This window comes from Bacillus sp. B1-b2 (assembly GCF_009183415.1).
In the GTDB taxonomy this organism is placed as follows: Bacteria; Bacillota; Bacilli; order Bacillales; family Cytobacillaceae; genus Niallia.
In genome coordinates this window covers 24366-41431 of the sequence record NZ_WEHU01000008.1, presented here as the reverse complement: position 1 = coordinate 41431, position 17066 = coordinate 24366, and the positions used below count along the sequence as shown (strand labels likewise).

Annotated in this window: 16 protein-coding genes; 15 read left to right on the top strand and 1 reads right to left on the bottom strand. The window is 34.3% G+C overall.

Annotated features, from left to right (window positions below; translation table 11 throughout):
• Window positions 1-40: 40 nt before the first annotated feature.
• Complete coding sequence (spoIVB, locus tag F9279_RS09505) at window positions 41-1336, top strand: SpoIVB peptidase (RefSeq protein ID WP_152112410.1); 1296 nt, start codon at window positions 41-43, stop codon at window positions 1334-1336.
• A 46-nt stretch (window positions 1337-1382) separates the two neighbouring features.
• Here the strand turns inward: spoIVB and F9279_RS09500 are convergent, their stop codons facing one another.
• Entirely contained in the window at window positions 1383-2303 is a 921-nt protein-coding gene (locus F9279_RS09500; RefSeq protein ID WP_152112409.1) for a 1,4-dihydroxy-2-naphthoate polyprenyltransferase, read from the bottom strand.
• 391 nt (window positions 2304-2694) lie between these two features.
• Between F9279_RS09500 and spo0A the strand changes: the two genes are divergently transcribed.
• The 14 genes from spo0A (at window position 2695) to F9279_RS09430 (ending at window position 16975) form a co-directional block, all read left to right on the top strand.
• Window positions 2695-3480: a sporulation transcription factor Spo0A gene (spo0A, locus tag F9279_RS09495; RefSeq protein ID WP_152112408.1), complete on the top strand. Its 786-nt coding sequence runs from the start codon at window positions 2695-2697 to the stop codon at window positions 3478-3480.
• A gap of 159 nt (window positions 3481-3639) precedes the next feature.
• Complete coding sequence (locus tag F9279_RS09490) at window positions 3640-4341, top strand: tyrosine-type recombinase/integrase (protein WP_152112407.1); 702 nt, start codon at window positions 3640-3642, stop codon at window positions 4339-4341.
• Between the two features lie 547 nt (window positions 4342-4888).
• Entirely contained in the window at window positions 4889-5089 is a 201-nt protein-coding gene (locus F9279_RS09485) for a cold-shock protein (protein ID WP_152112406.1), read from the top strand.
• A gap of 244 nt (window positions 5090-5333) precedes the next feature.
• Window positions 5334-6056 carry a glycerophosphodiester phosphodiesterase gene (locus F9279_RS09480; protein WP_152112405.1) on the top strand — a complete coding sequence of 241 codons (723 nt, stop codon included), beginning with the start codon at window positions 5334-5336 and terminating at the stop codon, window positions 6054-6056.
• Between the two features lie 165 nt (window positions 6057-6221).
• Window positions 6222-7835, top strand: a complete 1614-nt coding sequence (locus F9279_RS09475) for a sigma 54-interacting transcriptional regulator (protein WP_152112404.1) — start codon at window positions 6222-6224, stop codon at window positions 7833-7835.
• 20 nt (window positions 7836-7855) lie between these two features.
• The gene (gene buk, locus F9279_RS09470; RefSeq protein WP_152112403.1) at window positions 7856-8929 is read left to right on the top strand and encodes a butyrate kinase; all 1074 of its coding nucleotides are present in this window, start codon (window positions 7856-7858) and stop codon (window positions 8927-8929) included.
• 18 nt (window positions 8930-8947) lie between these two features.
• Window positions 8948-10372 (top strand): dihydrolipoyl dehydrogenase, encoded by a 1425-nt coding sequence (gene lpdA, locus F9279_RS09465; RefSeq protein ID WP_152112402.1) that lies wholly within the window; start codon window positions 8948-8950, stop codon window positions 10370-10372.
• A gap of 68 nt (window positions 10373-10440) precedes the next feature.
• Window positions 10441-11433 (top strand): thiamine pyrophosphate-dependent dehydrogenase E1 component subunit alpha, encoded by a 993-nt coding sequence (locus F9279_RS09460; protein WP_152112646.1) that lies wholly within the window; start codon window positions 10441-10443, stop codon window positions 11431-11433.
• A gap of 14 nt (window positions 11434-11447) precedes the next feature.
• The gene (locus F9279_RS09455) at window positions 11448-12431 is read left to right on the top strand and encodes an alpha-ketoacid dehydrogenase subunit beta (protein ID WP_152112401.1); all 984 of its coding nucleotides are present in this window, start codon (window positions 11448-11450) and stop codon (window positions 12429-12431) included.
• Window positions 12432-12451: 20 nt separating this feature from the next.
• The gene (locus F9279_RS09450; RefSeq protein WP_152112400.1) at window positions 12452-13708 is read left to right on the top strand and encodes a dihydrolipoamide acetyltransferase family protein; all 1257 of its coding nucleotides are present in this window, start codon (window positions 12452-12454) and stop codon (window positions 13706-13708) included.
• 79 nt (window positions 13709-13787) lie between these two features.
• Window positions 13788-14228: a BrxA/BrxB family bacilliredoxin gene (locus tag F9279_RS09445; protein WP_152112399.1), complete on the top strand. Its 441-nt coding sequence runs from the start codon at window positions 13788-13790 to the stop codon at window positions 14226-14228.
• Between the two features lie 514 nt (window positions 14229-14742).
• A complete protein-coding gene (locus F9279_RS09440; protein ID WP_152112398.1) occupies window positions 14743-15522 on the top strand; it encodes a transporter substrate-binding domain-containing protein in 780 nt (259 codons plus the stop codon).
• A 78-nt stretch (window positions 15523-15600) separates the two neighbouring features.
• The gene (locus F9279_RS09435) at window positions 15601-16260 is read left to right on the top strand and encodes an amino acid ABC transporter permease (protein ID WP_152112397.1); all 660 of its coding nucleotides are present in this window, start codon (window positions 15601-15603) and stop codon (window positions 16258-16260) included.
• On the top strand, window positions 16253-16975 hold the full coding sequence (locus tag F9279_RS09430; RefSeq protein ID WP_152112396.1) for an amino acid ABC transporter ATP-binding protein: 723 nt from the start codon (window positions 16253-16255) through the stop codon (window positions 16973-16975). The genes F9279_RS09435 and F9279_RS09430 overlap by 8 nt, the downstream gene beginning before the upstream one ends.
• The last annotated feature ends 91 nt before the right edge of the window (window positions 16976-17066 follow it).

Genomic DNA, 17066 nt, shown 5'->3' with positions numbered 1-17066 from the left:
ATATGGTGAATAGAAGCAGAAGCGAGGAGAGTGAAGTGATATGAAAAGTGATATCCTTAGAAAAATAATTGGTGGAATTCTCCTTGTTTCCATAATATCCTTATGCTTTAACAAGCCATTTCAAGATTATCTACACATTCCAAAAAGCGTTACACTATTTGAAGGACAAAATATGGACATCAATAGTAATGATGCTATACCTGTAACAGCAAATGTAACAAAAGATGATTCTGTTGTTGCATTAAGTCAGGAAAAAGGGAAGTTTTCCTTAGATGGAAAAGAAAGTGGTAAAGATGAGATGATTCTTGAACTTGCTGGTTTCCCAATTAAAAAAGTGGATGTCAATGTTCTAAAAGACTTTAAAGTGATTCCTGGCGGACAATCGATAGGCGTAAAACTAAATACTGTTGGCGTATTGGTGGTTGGACACCATCAAGTAAATACAGATGAGGGGAAACAATCCCCTGGTGAAAAAGCTAATATACAAGTTGGCGATATGATTATTGATATCAATGGTACAAAGATAGAGAAAATGGCAGATGTTGCACCTTTTGTTCAAAGTGCTGGAGAAACAAAAGAATCTTTGAAAATTACGATTAAAAGAGATAAAGAAGAAATAAAAACAGAGCTATACCCTCTGATGGAGAAAAGTGACCAATCGTATAAATTAGGATTGTATATCAGAGATTCTGCAGCAGGTATTGGAACGATGACATTTTATCATCCTGAATCAAGAAAATACGGTGCTTTAGGACATGTGATCTCAGATATGGATACGAAAAAACCGATTGTTGTAGATGATGGTGAAGTATTACGTTCCACTGTAACTAGCATCGAAAAAGGAAGCAATGGCAATCCTGGCGAGAAGTTAGCGAGATTTTCTGAAGATAAAGAAATTATCGGAAATATAAAGACAAATAGCCCATTTGGAATATTTGGCGAGCTAAATAAAGAAATCGGTAATGGCATATTAGATACCCCTATGCCCATCACATTATCTGATCAGGTAAAAGAAGGTCCAGCTCAAATATTAACAGTAGTGGATAATGATGAGGTTAAATTATTCGATATAGAAGTAGTAAGCTCTGTACCGCAAAAATACCCAGCTACAAAAGGGTTAGTTATCAAAGTTACAGATAAAGAATTATTATCTAAAACGGGTGGAATTGTACAAGGTATGAGCGGAAGTCCAATTATTCAAGATGGAAAGTTAATTGGAGCAGTTACACATGTGTTTGTTAATGATCCGACAAGTGGATATGGTGTTCATATAGAGTGGATGCTTAATGAAGCAGGCATTGATATATATGAAAAAGAGGCACAAAAAGCCTCCTAACAAAGAAAAAAGCATGATGTAGAAAAATTCTACATCATGCTTTTTTTTAAAATCGTTCCATTAAAAAGGATAGAAGATAGCCGATGGTAATAAATAGACCGAAAAAGGTATTTGTCATGCCTGTATTTTTCATCGCAATAGGAGTTTGGCTTTTTCCACCTTTGAAACCCTTAATTGCTTGTAATGGTTTATTGAAAGATAGAACAACAATAAGTAACCATGGAGTAAAAATGCCAAATGCAACGAAAACAATAACCCATAAATACGAGAAAATAAATAGACCTGCAAGAAATTGGACTGCTTTATCATATCCCATTAAAATAGCTATTGTTTTTCGACCACCAAGCGTGTCCTCTTCTATATCACGAATATTATTGGATAAATTAATGGCTCCAATCAAAACGGAAACAGGAATAGAAATAAGAATGCTTTCTTGACTTAATGTACCAGTTTGTATAAAGAATGATATTAAGATAAAGATACATCCCATACAAACACCAGAAAAAATTTCCCCGAATGGTGTGTATGCGATTGGTAGTGGTCCTCCAGTATAAAGATACCCAATAGCCATTCCTACTAAGCCAACTAAAGCTATCCACCAACTAGTACTAGAACATATATAAACACCTAGTATAAGGGCAATTAGATACAATGTAAGTGCCATAGTTAATACCGTTTTAGGTTTCATCCCATGGTTTACAATAGCTCCACCGATACCAACTGAATCAGCTGTATCAATTCCTCTAACGAAATCATAGTATTCGTTAAAAAGGTTTGTAGCTATTTGAATAATTAAACAAGCAAACATCATGGCAAAAAATAAGCCCCAATGTATAGAGGTAAGAGGGACTGCCAAGACCGTACCGATTGATACTGGTACAAAAGAGGCTGTCAGTGTATGAGGCCGCGTTAACTTCCATAATATTTTATGGGTAGGCTGATCATTATTTGTGGTAACATTATCCATAAAAAAATCCTTTCTAGAAAACAATATAAAATCTTCATTTAGTCCAACTTTTATAATACCCTAACTTAATAGAAGCCAACAAGAAAATATTCATAAAATAGTCATAAATATTTTTACCAATAGAAGATTTTACTTCCTATTTCCTTTTCCATCTGTCTTTAAAAGCATAAATATGTAAGTTATAATAAGAAAATAAAGATTTTTCGACAAAAAGAAGAAGAATAGCGAATAAGGTCGAAAACAAGAGAAAATCAAAGAAAATTAATGGTTTTTCCTATATTTTATGTTTTTTTCATAAAATCAAAGGATTTTTTGTTGCTTTGTCGAAAATGTCCTTTAGAATAAAAGATAGATAAAAAGAGACATAAGGATTTGAGGGAGGAAACAATCGTTGAAAAAAATAAAAGTATGTATTGTAGATGATAATCGAGAGCTCGTTGGATTATTAGAAGAATATATTAGTGCCCAGGAAGATATGGAAGTAATCGGTGTTGCGCATAATGGTCAAGAATGCCTTGAACTAATGGACCAAATCGAACCCGATGTGATGGTTTTGGATATAATCATGCCTCACCTTGATGGTCTAGCAGTCTTAGAAAGACTTCGTGAAGCAAAGTCAAAAATGCCGAATGTCATCATGCTTACTGCGTTCGGACAGGAAGATGTAACGAAAAAAGCGGTAGATCTAGGAGCTTCTTATTTTATTCTAAAGCCATTCGATATGGACTATTTAGCAAGTCAAATCCGCCAAGTTAGTGGAAAGACCTCTGGACTTATTCGTAAATCTTCTTCCATCTATAAAACACAAACAGAACAAAAGCCAAGAAACTTGGATGCAAGCATTACAAGCATCATTCATGAAATAGGAGTGCCAGCACATATTAAAGGATATTTATATTTAAGAGAAGCAATTTCAATGGTATACAACGATATAGAATTATTAGGCTCTATCACAAAGGTTCTATATCCAGACATTGCGAAAAAATATAATACAACAGCAAGTCGTGTTGAGCGTGCTATTCGTCATGCAATTGAAGTTGCTTGGAGTAGAGGTAATATAGATTCTATTTCTTCTTTATTTGGCTATACTGTAAGCATGTCAAAAGCAAAGCCGACTAATTCTGAATTTATCGCGATTGTTGCTGATAAGTTACGTCTTGAACACAAGGCTTCTTGAGAGGGATAGGATAAGGATTTATGGTTAATATCAAGCCAACCAATTCCTATAATGTTAACTTCCTCTTTGGATTAAAACCAATAAATTTTTACCATCTCACCCAATAAATCATTTTGATTTGTTGGGTTTTGTATTTGTTGGAGATGGGGAGTGTAAGTAGTGAAGTTAACAGAATTAGAATTTCATTTAGAGGACTTTTTATTATCCTGTCAAAGTAAAAACTTATCGTCTAAGACACTATCTTCTTATGAGCAGAGTTTGAAGCTATTCTTAGCGTATTTAAAAGCGGAACATGAAGTAGAAGAGGTGAAACGGGTAAAAGTAGGTCATATACGTCAGTATGTAGCTTATGTACAAGAAAGAGGGAAATATACTGTAGTCAATCGAGAAACTTCTAAGAATATTAATCATCCACAAAATAGAAGGGATTATAAGAAAACAGTATCAAATGTAACCATTAATAATTATATAAGGAATATAAAAGTGTTTTTCAATTGGTTAGAGCAAGAAGGGGAATTACATAAGAATCCAGTTGCAAATATAAAACAAATTAAAACGGAAAGAAGACAAAAGGCAGGAATAAGCCAAGAAGAATTTAATGCGTTGCTTTCACAGTTTGATTACACAAAGTTTCATGGTTATAGAAATAAGGTCATTACTATGATCCTTCAAGATACAGGTATGAGGATTTCAGAGTGTTTAGCCTTAGAAGTTGATTTCATTGATTTTAAGCATCGAATGATACTAGTTACCAAAACAAAAGGAAGAAAAGAAAGGTATGTCTACTTTTCTCAAGTAATGGCAAGAGAACTAAAACATTATCTCAAATTTAAGGATAGATATACGGATGGTAAAAACTAGGTTACTTTTAATGATATTTCGATATCTTCTCTAAAGTTGATCGATTCTTCGTCTTAAACGATTTCAAAACTCATTATTATTTGTCCATGTTCCCATTTATAGTCACAAAGGAAGGGAGTGGTATACTATTGCTTGAATAGGGGTGAAGTTAAGGGGAATTAAAAAGGCAAAATAATTGATTTCATTGTAACCATTAAGTAAATAGATCTTCAATATTCAATTGTTGAGGCTATAAATGTAATGATTATTGTTAATTACTTGCTTGTTCCTAACCATTATCAGTAAAATTATTTAATTAATTGTAAATTTTAAAGTAATGATTTGCTTTATTCAAATTAAACTGTTACTATTAAGTAGACTTATTTTTGTTCTAGGAAAATAGTTGAGAGATACATATGAGAGTTACAACGCAATAAGTATTGCGCGCTTTCTGGTGATGTAAAACAAATTGTTTTAGATTGCCTACATATTTCTTTAATTTTCATTTTTCATTTTGAGCAAGGATAGTAATACATTGTGCTAAGAAAGCACATAGGAGGACATAGCAATGGCTACAGGTAAAGTAAAATGGTTTAACGCAGAAAAAGGATTCGGTTTCATCGAAACAGCAGAAGGACAAGATGTATTCGTACATTTCAGTGCTATTCAAACTGAAGGTTTCAAAACTTTAGATGAAGGCCAAGAAGTTTCTTTTGACATAGAAGAAGGTCAACGTGGACCTCAAGCTGCTAACGTTACTAAAAACTAATTAAATGCAGACAAATGCAGACTCTAACATATTGTTAGAGTCTGTTTTATTTTATTTATGCAAATAGCTAGCAAGTGTGTATATTCTTGATAAGAAAATGGATATTACTATGTGAGCCTTTAGATAGAAGCTTTTTAAGACAACTGAGCAATATGTAAGAGCTTACTTTGTATACATAAAAACACCTTTAAATTCTATATAATAGGATAAGTAGAAGAAGTTTTAAGTAAAGGGAGTGAAGGATATGACACAAATCTTTGCACATCGAGGTTATGCAGCTAAGTTTCCTGAAAATACAATGATAGCTTTTATGGAAGCTGAAAAGGTAAAGGCAGACGGAATAGAGCTAGATATCCAAATGACGAAAGATAATGAAGTAGTTATTATTCATGATGAAAAGGTAGATCGAACCACAGATGGATCTGGTTATGTAAAAGACCTTACACTTAAAGACATTCGCTCACTGAATGCTGCTAAGAAGTTTCCCAATCTTCCCAACCAACTCATTCCTTCTCTGGTTGAGTTTCTAGACTGGATGAAGGATACTACTCTTGTTTGTAATATAGAATTAAAAAATAATAAAATAAACTATGAGGGAATGCTGGAAAAAACGATACAGCTAATTAGAAATTATGGCTTAGAGAATAGAATTATTTTTTCCTCCTTTAATCATTATAGCCTTGTACAAGCGCATCGAATAGCTCCAGAAATAGAAACCGCTCCATTATTATCTGATGGCATCTACCAGCCATGGATTTATGCAAATGCCATCTGTGCAAAAGGCTTCCATCCTAATTACCGTCGTATTAATAAGCAGATGATACAACAGTCTGAAATGAATCATATAAAAGTAAGAGCTTATACTGTTAATCATCCAAGTGCGATGAACGAACTTATAAAAACTGGTATCTCTGGTATTATTACAGATGAACCTAAATTAGCAAAAGAACTACTTGCGAAAAATTAAGGAGAAAAGCATCCCTCTGTTCTGCAAAAGAGGGATGTTTTTTTATTGGTATGCTTATATTTTCAGAATAAAATGAAAAAGAGAAAAAAATTGCATAATAAAAGAGAGATAGGTATAGTATAATTATGAAAGAAATTGCACGGTATATAGGAAGAAGGTGTCTTTATGTTTGATCCAGTAACTTCAGTTGCTTCATATGCACTGTTTAACGAGTTGAAAAGTGGAATTGTTATGATTGATAATCGAGGATTAGTCACTTACTACAACAAAAGGGCTGAGTCACTCATAAATCAACACTATTTTCTCCAAATAGGAAAACATATTCAAGATATTATCCCAGACAGTCAGTTGTTGCGAGTGGTGCATACTAAAAAAATGGAAGAAGGGAATCTATTCCTTTTATCAGATAACCAATCTGTTCGTATTTCAAGATATCCTTTAATTGATAAGGATAATAGTGTCTCTGGTGCTATAGCAGTTCTAACTGATTCAAAAGAAAAGCCTAATTGGACATCAGCAGATACTATACGGACAGTTATTGATTTGATTATGCAAAATACTGCAGATGGCTATGCCCTTTATGATGAACAAGGGAAACTGATTATGCAAAACTCATCATACAAAGAGATATTAATAACTTTGACTGATATAAATCAAGTAAAACGGATGAAAACTTGTCGTGAAAAGGTATATAAAACGAGAAGACCTATAGTAGAACAATTCGAGACAAGCTCTATATACATACATATGAAAACTTTGCCTATCATGGTAGAAGGTAAGCTAAGAGGGTGTCTTCAAAGTATTGTAGAGGAAACAGAAAAACAGCAATTAAGAAAAGAACAGAGCTTATCCAAAAGAATTATTCGAGCACTAGAACAAAGTTATCAATGGGATGATTTTATATATCGCTCACCCTTAATGAGCTTTGCGATTGAGCAAGGAAGAATAGCTGCAAGTACAAATCGAGTGTTATTTATCAGAGGAGAAGAAGGAACAGGAAAATTTATGCTTGCAAATGCAATTCATAATAATAGTGATAGAAGCTTGTTTGCTTTCAAACGAATTCATCCAAAGAGGAATGAAGAAGATTGGCGAGACTTTCTATTAAGCGATAAATTCCAAGCTTTTAAAGGAACAATACTTATAGAGGAAATAAATCATTTATTAATGGAAGAACAAGAGCAGTTGCTAAAAAAGCTCACTAAAAGAAGTACTGACCCACAATTTCAGCTGATTATATCTGCTACAGAAAAACTGGAAAAGTTACTTATTGCAGGCAGCTTCTCAGAGTCCCTTTATGATGAGCTCATGAAGTTTCATATCAACTTACCTTCCTTACAAGAAAGAAAAGAGGATATTATTCCGTTATGTGAGCATGCTCTCGAGCAGCTTACAAGAGAGTATGGATGTACCTCTTTGACATTAGATACAGAAGTACAGCAAATATTAATAGATTATCCGTATCAAGAAAATATAAAAGAATTAAAAGCACTTTTATCTCTTGCGTCTCTAAAAGCGAAAAAATCTAATTATGAAATTAAAAAAGAATATATAGCTTTTTCAACTACTCATTCAAAACAAGAGCAAAATAAAAATTCGTCACTACCAAGAGAAGAAGTGGAAGACAAACGTTTATCTGTTTTAGTAGAAGAATATGAGAAAGTCATTATTGAAAAAACGTTAAGAGAGTTAGATGGCAATAAAACATTAACAGCAAAAGAACTTGGTTTATCTGTTAGGAACTTATATTACAAGCTTGATAAGTATCACTTAAGCTAGATGTTTGGAGGGGTATCTTAATGAAGAAATTTAGGATTCTAACCATTAATCCTAGGGTGACTACAACAGAAGTTGCTCTATATGAAAATGAAGTTCCCTTGCTTGAATATGTGATTGCACATACTTCTGATGAATTAACCAAACATGCCATTATAAGTGCTCAATATGTACTTCGGGCAAACCATATTCTTGCTTTTCTTGTGGAAAAAGGAATAAATCTCTCTAAGATTCAGGCGGTTTGTGGAAGAGGAGGTTTATTAAAACCAATTGATGGTGGTACCTACTCAGTGAATTCTATAATGGTGAAAGAATTGCTTGAACAGTCACGAGGAGAGCATCCATCTAATCTCGGTGCATTGATTGCTTTTGAAATTGCAACTCATTTAGATATCTCTGCATATATCGTAGATCCAGTTGTAGTAGATGAAATGGAAGATCTAGCAAGAATTACAGGATATCCTGGGATTGATAGGAAGAGTGTTTTTCATGCTTTGAATCATAAGGCTTGTGGAAGAAGAGCTGCTTTGGAGCTTGGGAAGAAGTATGAAGATATAAACCTGATTGTTGCTCATATGGGAAGTGGCATAACAATTGGAGCTCATTCAAAGGGGAAGGTTATCGATGTTAATAATGGCTTTAATGGGGAAGGGCCATTTAGTTTAGAACGCTCAGGAACTATTCCTCCTGGTGATTTAATTGATTTATGTTATTCTGGACAATTTACTTATGAGGAAATGAAACATCAGTTATTATTTCATTCAGGATTGAAAGCCTATATGGCTAATTCAGATATGACCAGTATAGAAAGCTTACTACCAAAAGAAACGGATTCTAACATTCTTTATTTGAAGGCTCTTGCCTATCAGGTTGCTAAAGAAATTGGCAGTGCAAGTACCGTTCTTTATGGAAAAGTAGATGGAATTATTTTAACAGGTGAACTTGCTTTTAGTCATCTATTTGTAAATTTAATTATGGAACGAGTGGACTGGATAGCGGATATAATGGTATATCCAGGTGAAGACGAATTACAATCCTTAACAAACGGGTGTTTAAGAGTGATGAGAAAAGAAGAAGAAGCGAAAGAGTATATTTAAAGATAGGAGTGTATGAGAATGGCGAAAGAATATGATCTTGTTATTTTGGGTGGAGGTACTGGGGGTTATGTGGCAGCAATTAGAGCATCCCAGCTTGGTCTAAAAACTGCAGTAGTAGAAAAAGCGAAATTAGGTGGAACTTGCTTACACAATGGCTGTATCCCAAGTAAAGCTCTATTGCGAAGTGCAGAAGTGTATTCCACAACAAAGAAAAGTGACGTTTTTGGTGTATTAGCATCGAATGTATCCCTTGATTTTAATAAAGTGCAGGAAAGAAAAGCGAGCATTGTTAATCAATTACATAGTGGCGTTCAATATTTAATGAAAAAAGGCAAAATTGATATATATGAAGGAAACGGCAGAATATTAGGCCCATCCATTTTTTCTCCTATACCAGGAACTATTTCAGTAGAAATGAATAATGGAGAAGAAAATGAAATGCTTATACCAAAGAATGTTATCCTGGCTACTGGCTCAAGACCTAATACTCTCCCAGGCTTAGAGGTTGATGGAAATTATGTCCTTAGCTCAGAAGAAGCATTAAAGCTTGAACAGCTACCTAAATCTATTATTATTGTTGGTGGTGGAGTGATAGGAGTAGAATGGGCATCCATGCTTGCTGATTTTGATGTAGAGGTAACCATTTTAGAATATAGCAAGACACTTGTTCCAACAGAAGATAAAGACATTAGTACAGAGCTACAAAGAGTATTAAAGAAAAAAGGGATAAAAATTGTAACTAGTGCCAAAGTTTTACCAGAAACACTTGAGAAGCAACAAGGTACGATTTCCATTCAAGCCGAGAAAAATGGAGAGGTTGTTTCCTATCAAGCAGATAAGTTATTAGTGTCTGTTGGTAGAATTGCGAATGTGGAAGGAATAGGAATTGAGAATACTGAAATTGTTGTGAAAAATAACAGTATTGAAACGAACCGATATTATCAAACAAAAGAATCACACATTTATGCAATAGGTGATTGTATTGGAGGCTTACAGCTTGCTCATGTTGCTTCACATGAAGGAATGATAGCAGTTGAACATATTGCAGGAAAGAATCCTGAACCACTAGATTATACAACTGTTTCCAAGTGTATTTATACAAGTCCTGAAATTGCAAGTATAGGTTTAACAGAAACAGAAGCAATAGAAAAAGGTTACAAGATTAAAAAAGGGAAGTTTTCTTTTAAAGCAATTGGGAAAGCGTTAATTTATGGAGAGCAAGATGGTTTTGTGAAAATTATTTCTGACGAAGAAACAGATGATTTACTGGGTGTTCACATTATTGGAGCACATGCTACAGATTTAATTGCAGAAGCTGCTTTAGCAAAAGTTCTAGATGCAACAGCATGGGAAATAGGAAACACAATCCATCCTCATCCTACATTAGCTGAAGCAATAGGGGAAGCTGCACTAGCTGTTGATGGGAATGCTATTCATAGCTAATTAACTACTTTCTATTTGAATATATGGAGGAAATAAAGATGAATCAATCAGGAGGTAATAATATGACAATGGTGCAAAATCGCCATATAGATGCAGGATTAACAGATGAACAAGTATTAGAAATGTATGAAACGATGTTACTCGCAAGAAGAATTGATGAAAGAATGTGGTTACTAAACCGCGCAGGAAAAATACCATTTGTTATTTCTTGTCAAGGTCAAGAAGCAGCACAGGTAGGGGCAGCATTTGCTTTTGATCGTAGTAAGGATTATATGCTTCCATACTATCGTGATTTAGGAGTGGTACTCGCTGCTGGTATGACAACGAAAGAGATTATGTTATCTGGCTTTGCGAAAGCAGAAGATCCTAACTCAGGTGGAAGACAGATGCCAGGTCATTTTGGGCAAAAGAAAAATCGTATTGTAACAGGATCTTCTCCTGTAACAACACAAGTTCCTCATGCGGTTGGTGTGGCACTTGCTGGGAAAATTGAGAAGAAAGACTTTGTAACATTTGTTAGTTTTGGAGAAGGATCTTCTAACCAAGGCGATTTTCATGAGGGAGCTAATTTTGCAGGAGTGCATAAATTACCAGTTATCTTTATGTGTGAGAATAATAAATATGCTATTTCTGTACCTATTGAAAAGCAATTAGCATGTGAAAATGTTTCTGATCGCGCAATAGGTTATGGTATGCCAGGAGTAACAGTTGATGGTAACGATCCAATTGAAGTATATCGTGTTACAAAAGAAGCAGTTGACAGAGCAAGAAGAGGCGAAGGTCCAACTTTAATTGAGACTGTATGCTATCGTTTAACTCCACATTCTTCAGATGATGACGATAGAAGCTATCGTGCTAGAGAAGAAGTGACAGAAGCTAAAGCAAAAGATCCGATGATTACGTTTAAAGAGTATTTACTATCTTCTGGAGTACTAACAGAAGAAATGGATGTAATATTAAACAAGAAATTAGCAGATATAATTAATGAAGCAACAGATTATGCAGAGAAAGCACCATATGCAAAGCCAGAAGATGCGCTAACACACGTATATGGCAACTAAGGGGGAAAAATAATATGCCAGTTATTTCATATATAGATGCTGTTACACAGGCAATAAGAGAAGAAATGGAAAAAGACGATAAAGTATTTATTCTTGGAGAAGATGTTGGAGTTAAAGGTGGAGTATTCAAAGCTACTACTGGTCTCTATGAACAATTCGGATCAGAAAGAGTAATAGATGCACCTCTTGCAGAATCTGCAATTGCTGGTGTAGGCATTGGAGCTGCTATGTATGGATTAAAGCCTATTGCTGAGATGCAATTTGCTGATTTTATTATGCCAGCAGTAAACCAAATCGTATCTGAAGCCGCTAAGGTTAGATATCGTTCTAATAATGACTGGACTTGTCCTATTGTAATTAGAGCTCCATACGGTGGCGGAATTCACGGGGCACTATATCATTCTCAATCAGTGGAAGCAATGTTTGCAAATACACCTGGTTTAAAAATTGTTATGCCATCTACACCCTATGATGTAAAAGGATTACTAAAAGCAGCCATTAAAGATCCAGATCCAGTACTATTCTTTGAGCATAAGCGTGCTTACCGTTTAATTAAAGGATTTGTACCAGAAGAAGAGTATGTCCTTCCAATAGGAAAAGCAGATGTAAAGCGTGAAGGTGAAGACATAACAGTTATAACATACGGACTATGTGTACACTTTGCTCTTCAAGCAGCAGAGAAGTTAGCTGAAGATGGTATTTCTGCTCATATTCTAGATTTAAGAACGGTTTATCCACTTGATAAAGAAGCAATAATAGAGGCAGCTTCTAAAACTGGGAAAGTACTATTAATTACTGAAGATAATAAAGAAGGAAGCATTATTAGTGAAGTGGCTGCTATTATCGCAGAAAACTGTCTATTTGATTTAGATGCACCAATTATGCGATTAGCAGGAGAAGATGTACCTGCAATGCCATATGCGCCAACAATGGAAAAATTCTTCCTTGTAACACCAGAAAAAGTAGAAAACGAAATGAGAAAGCTTGCAGAATATTAATTCATAAAGGAGGGATTATCATGCCAATTGAAAAAATTACAATGCCTAAGCTAGGTGAAAGTGTAACAGAAGGTACCATTAGTAAATGGTTAGTATCTGTAGGAGATACGGTAAATAAATATGATCCACTTGCAGAAGTCATGACAGACAAAGTAAATGCAGAAATTCCTTCTTCCTTTACTGGTAAAATTAAAGAGCTTATTGCACAAGAGGGCGAGACACTTGAAGTAGGAGAGGTAATACTTACTATGGAAGTGGAAGGAACAGAGGAAGTAGAAGTAGCTAAAGAAGCGAAGGCAGAAACTACCACTACATCAACATCTACCGACACTTCACAAAAAGGAAGATACTCTCCAGCAGTTTTACGTTTATCTCAAGAAGCAGGAATTGACTTGAGTTTATTAACTGGAACAGGAGCAGGTGGTAGAATTACAAGAAAAGATGTACTGAAAGTAATTGAAAATGGACTTCCAGAGAATATAGAAGCATCTTTACCTTCTCCAGTTGTTGCTAAACAAGAATCTACACCAAAAGTAGTTCAAGATAAAGAAGTGATTACATATGCACAACCAGCAGTAGGAGATAAAGAAATTCCTGTTACTGGTATAAGAAAAGCAATTGCATCTAATATGAAGAAAAGCAAGCATGAAATACCACATGCTTGGACGATGATAGAAGTAGATGCAACGAAACTAGTTCAATATCGTAATCAATTAAAAGATTCGTTTAAAGCACAAGAAGGATACAATTTGACATTCTTTGCTTTCTTTGTGAAAGCCGTTGCTCAAGCATTGAAAGAATTCCCACAAATTAATTCAACATGGGCAGGAGACAAAATTATACAGAAGAAAAATATTAATATCTCTATAGCTGTAGCTACAGAGGATGCATTATTTGTACCTGTTATCAAAAATGCTGATGAGAAAACTATTAAAGGTATTGCTCGTGAGATTACAGAGTTAGCAATTAAAGCAAGATCTGGTAAATTAACAATGGATGATATGAGTGATGGAACATTCACCGTGAATAATACAGGCTCATTTGGTTCTATTCAATCTATGGGAATTATAAATCAACCTCAAGCAGCTATCTTACAAGTAGAATCTATTGTAAAAAGACCTGTTATTAAGGATGGTATGATTGCAATAAGTGATATGGTAAATCTATGTATGTCACTTGATCATCGTGTATTAGATGGATTAGTTTGTGGAAGATTTTTAAATAGAGTAAAAGAAATTATCGAAAATACATCTGAAGCAACAACACCAATTTATTAAGGCAAATGTATTGAAAAGAAATCTTTTTTTAACCATAATGATTGTAAAGACTAATGATTACTTTAAAAGGAGCTAAATAATGAATATTGACTTTAATTTATTCATGAATGATGTTGTTCGTCAGGCACGTCAAGAAATAGTAGATGCAGGGTATCAAGAATTAACGACACCAGAAGCAGTAGAGGGAGCTTTAACAAAGACGGGAACTACCTTAGTAATGGTAAACTCTGTTTGCGGTTGTGCAGGAGGTATTGCTAGACCAGCAGCAGGCTATTCCTTACATTATAAAAAACGTCCAGATCAACTAGTAACTGTTTTTGCTGGACAAGATAAGGCAGCAACAGAAAAAGCACGTTCATACTTTACAGGATTTCCTCCTTCTTCTCCATCATTTGCATTATTAAAAGATGGAGAACTAGTGAAAATGGTAGAACGCCATGAAATAGAAGGACACGATCCAATGCAAGTAGTGGAAAAACTACAAAACGCCTTTGAAGATTATTGTGAAGAAGCAAAATAAGGATGAAAAGAGCAAGAAGATATTACTCTTCTTGCTCTTTTATACGATTTAAATATATGTTACCAATCATTTGTTGGTGTCAGTTAGAAGTTTAAGAGGTAAAAGAAAATCAAAAAATAGCTGTTAATTTAAAAATGATTGATTAAGTTATGATAAGAAAGATATACATATATTTATACCTTCTCAGTATTAAATACACTACATAGAAACACGCAACAATTAGTCATGATGCATGAAAACTATTTTTATTAATCCTGCAAGCTGCTTTATTTATGTGGGAGTAAATAAACAATATAACGTTGATATTAATAGAGAATATTTGATATTTTGAGTAATCAGTATTTTCAAAATAAAAATAAATTTAGTGAATTACTATAAATAGTATTGCATAATTATTAACATGTGTTAAAATTCATATAGTTGCATGAATATGAGTAGAAATATACATGATATTTTTCAAAAATTAAGCAATATTAATAAAGAAATTAAGTGAAGTAGGGGGAGTAAATACATCATGAAAAAGTTATTAACATTTATGCTGGTATCATTAGTAGTAGTATTAGGAGCTTGCGGAACTTCTTCTGAAGAAAAGAGTACAAGCAGCGACTCATCTGATAAAAAAGTTTTAGTTATGGGAACATCTGCAGACTATGCACCATTCGAATATATCGATACAGCAAAAAGCGATGAAATTATCGGTTTTGATATTGATTTAGCAAATGCACTTGGAGAAAAGCTAGGATATGAAATTCAAGTAAAAGATATGGACTTCAGTGGATTAATTTCTGCTTTACAATCTAAAAAAGTAGATTTAGTATTATCTGGTATGTCACCAACACCTGAAAGAGCGGAAAACGTTGATTTCAGTGATATTTATTACACTGCAAAAGACTTAGTAGTAACTGCTGCTGATAGCGATATTAAAACTGTTGCAGATTTAGACGGGAAAACAGTTGGAGTTCAATTAGGATCTATTCAAGAAGATGCAGCGAAAGAAATTGCGGAAACAGTTAATGTAACAGTAGAAAACCGCGACCGTATTCCACAATTAATTGAAGAAATTAAATCAGGTAGATTTGATGGAGCAATTATTGAAGATGTAGTAGCAAAAGGTTACTTAGATAAAGATGATTCATTAGCTGCATTTGCTGCGAAAGAAGCAAACGATGATGCAGGGTCTGCAATTGCCTTTCCTAAAGGCAGTGATTTAACGGAGAAATTCAATGCTGAATTACAAAAAATGAAAGACAGCGGAGAATTAGATGAACTAGTTGTTAAATGGTTTGGTAACTAATAAATAGAAAAAAGAAACGTTTTAGGGCTCAGTATGGCCCTAAACGTTTTCTTGTTTTTAGAAAGGAATTGTGAAATTATGGGTTTAGATTTCCAACAATTTATTCCATCCCTTCCTTTTTTACTGCAAGGGATTACCGTAACATTACAAATTGTATTAGTTGCAGGAATAATTGGTTTTGTATTAGGAATTATATTATCAATTTTTAAATTAAGTAAGCTACCAGTCTTAGGGTGGATTGCTCAAGCATATACATCTGTTTTTAGAGGAACACCTCTTGTTCTTCAATTAATGATTATTTATTACGGAATACCACAGTTAACGGGACTTCAAATAGAGCCAGCAGTTGCAGCAATTATGTCATTTGGATTGAATTCAGCTGCTTATATCTCAGAAATTATCCGTGCAGGAATTCTTGCTGTAGATAAAGGGCAAAAGGAAGCAGCAATGGCTTTAGGGATTTCTCCTAGACAAGCTATGTTTGATTTAATTTTACCGCAAGCATTAAAAAATATCTTTCCAGCACTGATTAATGAAGCTGTATCCCTTACAAAGGAATCCGCAGTAGTTACGGTTATTGGAGTAACAGATATTATGCGTAGAGCGTATATCATGGGTGGAGAAAAATATTCTTATCTAGAGCCAATGATTCTTGCTGGTCTCATTTATTATGTATTAGTAATGATTCTTACAACATTGGCGAAAGCACTAGAAAGGAGAATGAGAAGAAGTGATTAATGTTGAAAATTTGCATAAATCATATGGCTCCTTGCAGGTTCTAAAAGGGATCACAACACAAGTGAAAAAAGGGGAAGTAGTAACAATCATTGGTCCATCTGGATCAGGGAAATCAACCTTCCTACGTTGCATCAACTTATTAGAAATACCTACCCAAGGACAAATTAACATTGATGGTGTTAATATTACAGATAAAAAAACAAATATAAAAAAAATCAGAGAAAACGTTGGAATGGTATTTCAACATTTTCATTTATTTCCTCATAAAACAGTTCTGCAAAACGTTACCTATGCACCAATTAAGGTAAAAGGAATGAGCAAAGCAGAAGCGGATAAAATGGGATTAGAGCTTCTTGCAAAAGTTGGACTTCAAGAAAAAGCGGAGGTATATCCAAATCGCCTTTCTGGAGGACAAAAACAAAGGGTTGCAATTGCACGTGCTCTTGCTATGAATCCAGAAGTTATCCTATTTGATGAACCTACTTCTGCACTTGATCCAGAAATGGTAAAAGAAGTACTAGAAGTTATGAAGTCACTAGCTCATACAGGTATTACGATGTTAATTGTCACGCATGAAATGGGATTTGCACGCGAGGCAGCAGATAGAGTACTCTTCCTAGATGGTGGTGTGGTTGTGGAAGATGCCCCTCCAGAAGAATTCTTCACTAGTCCAAAAAGTGCTCGTGCTAAAGAATTTCTGGAAAAAATGCTTTAATAGGAATAAAAAATAGATTTCTTCGTCTTAGGACTTGGAAATCTATTTTTTTTGCTTGCATAAGTGCAAGTTCTATTATTTTATCTGCATA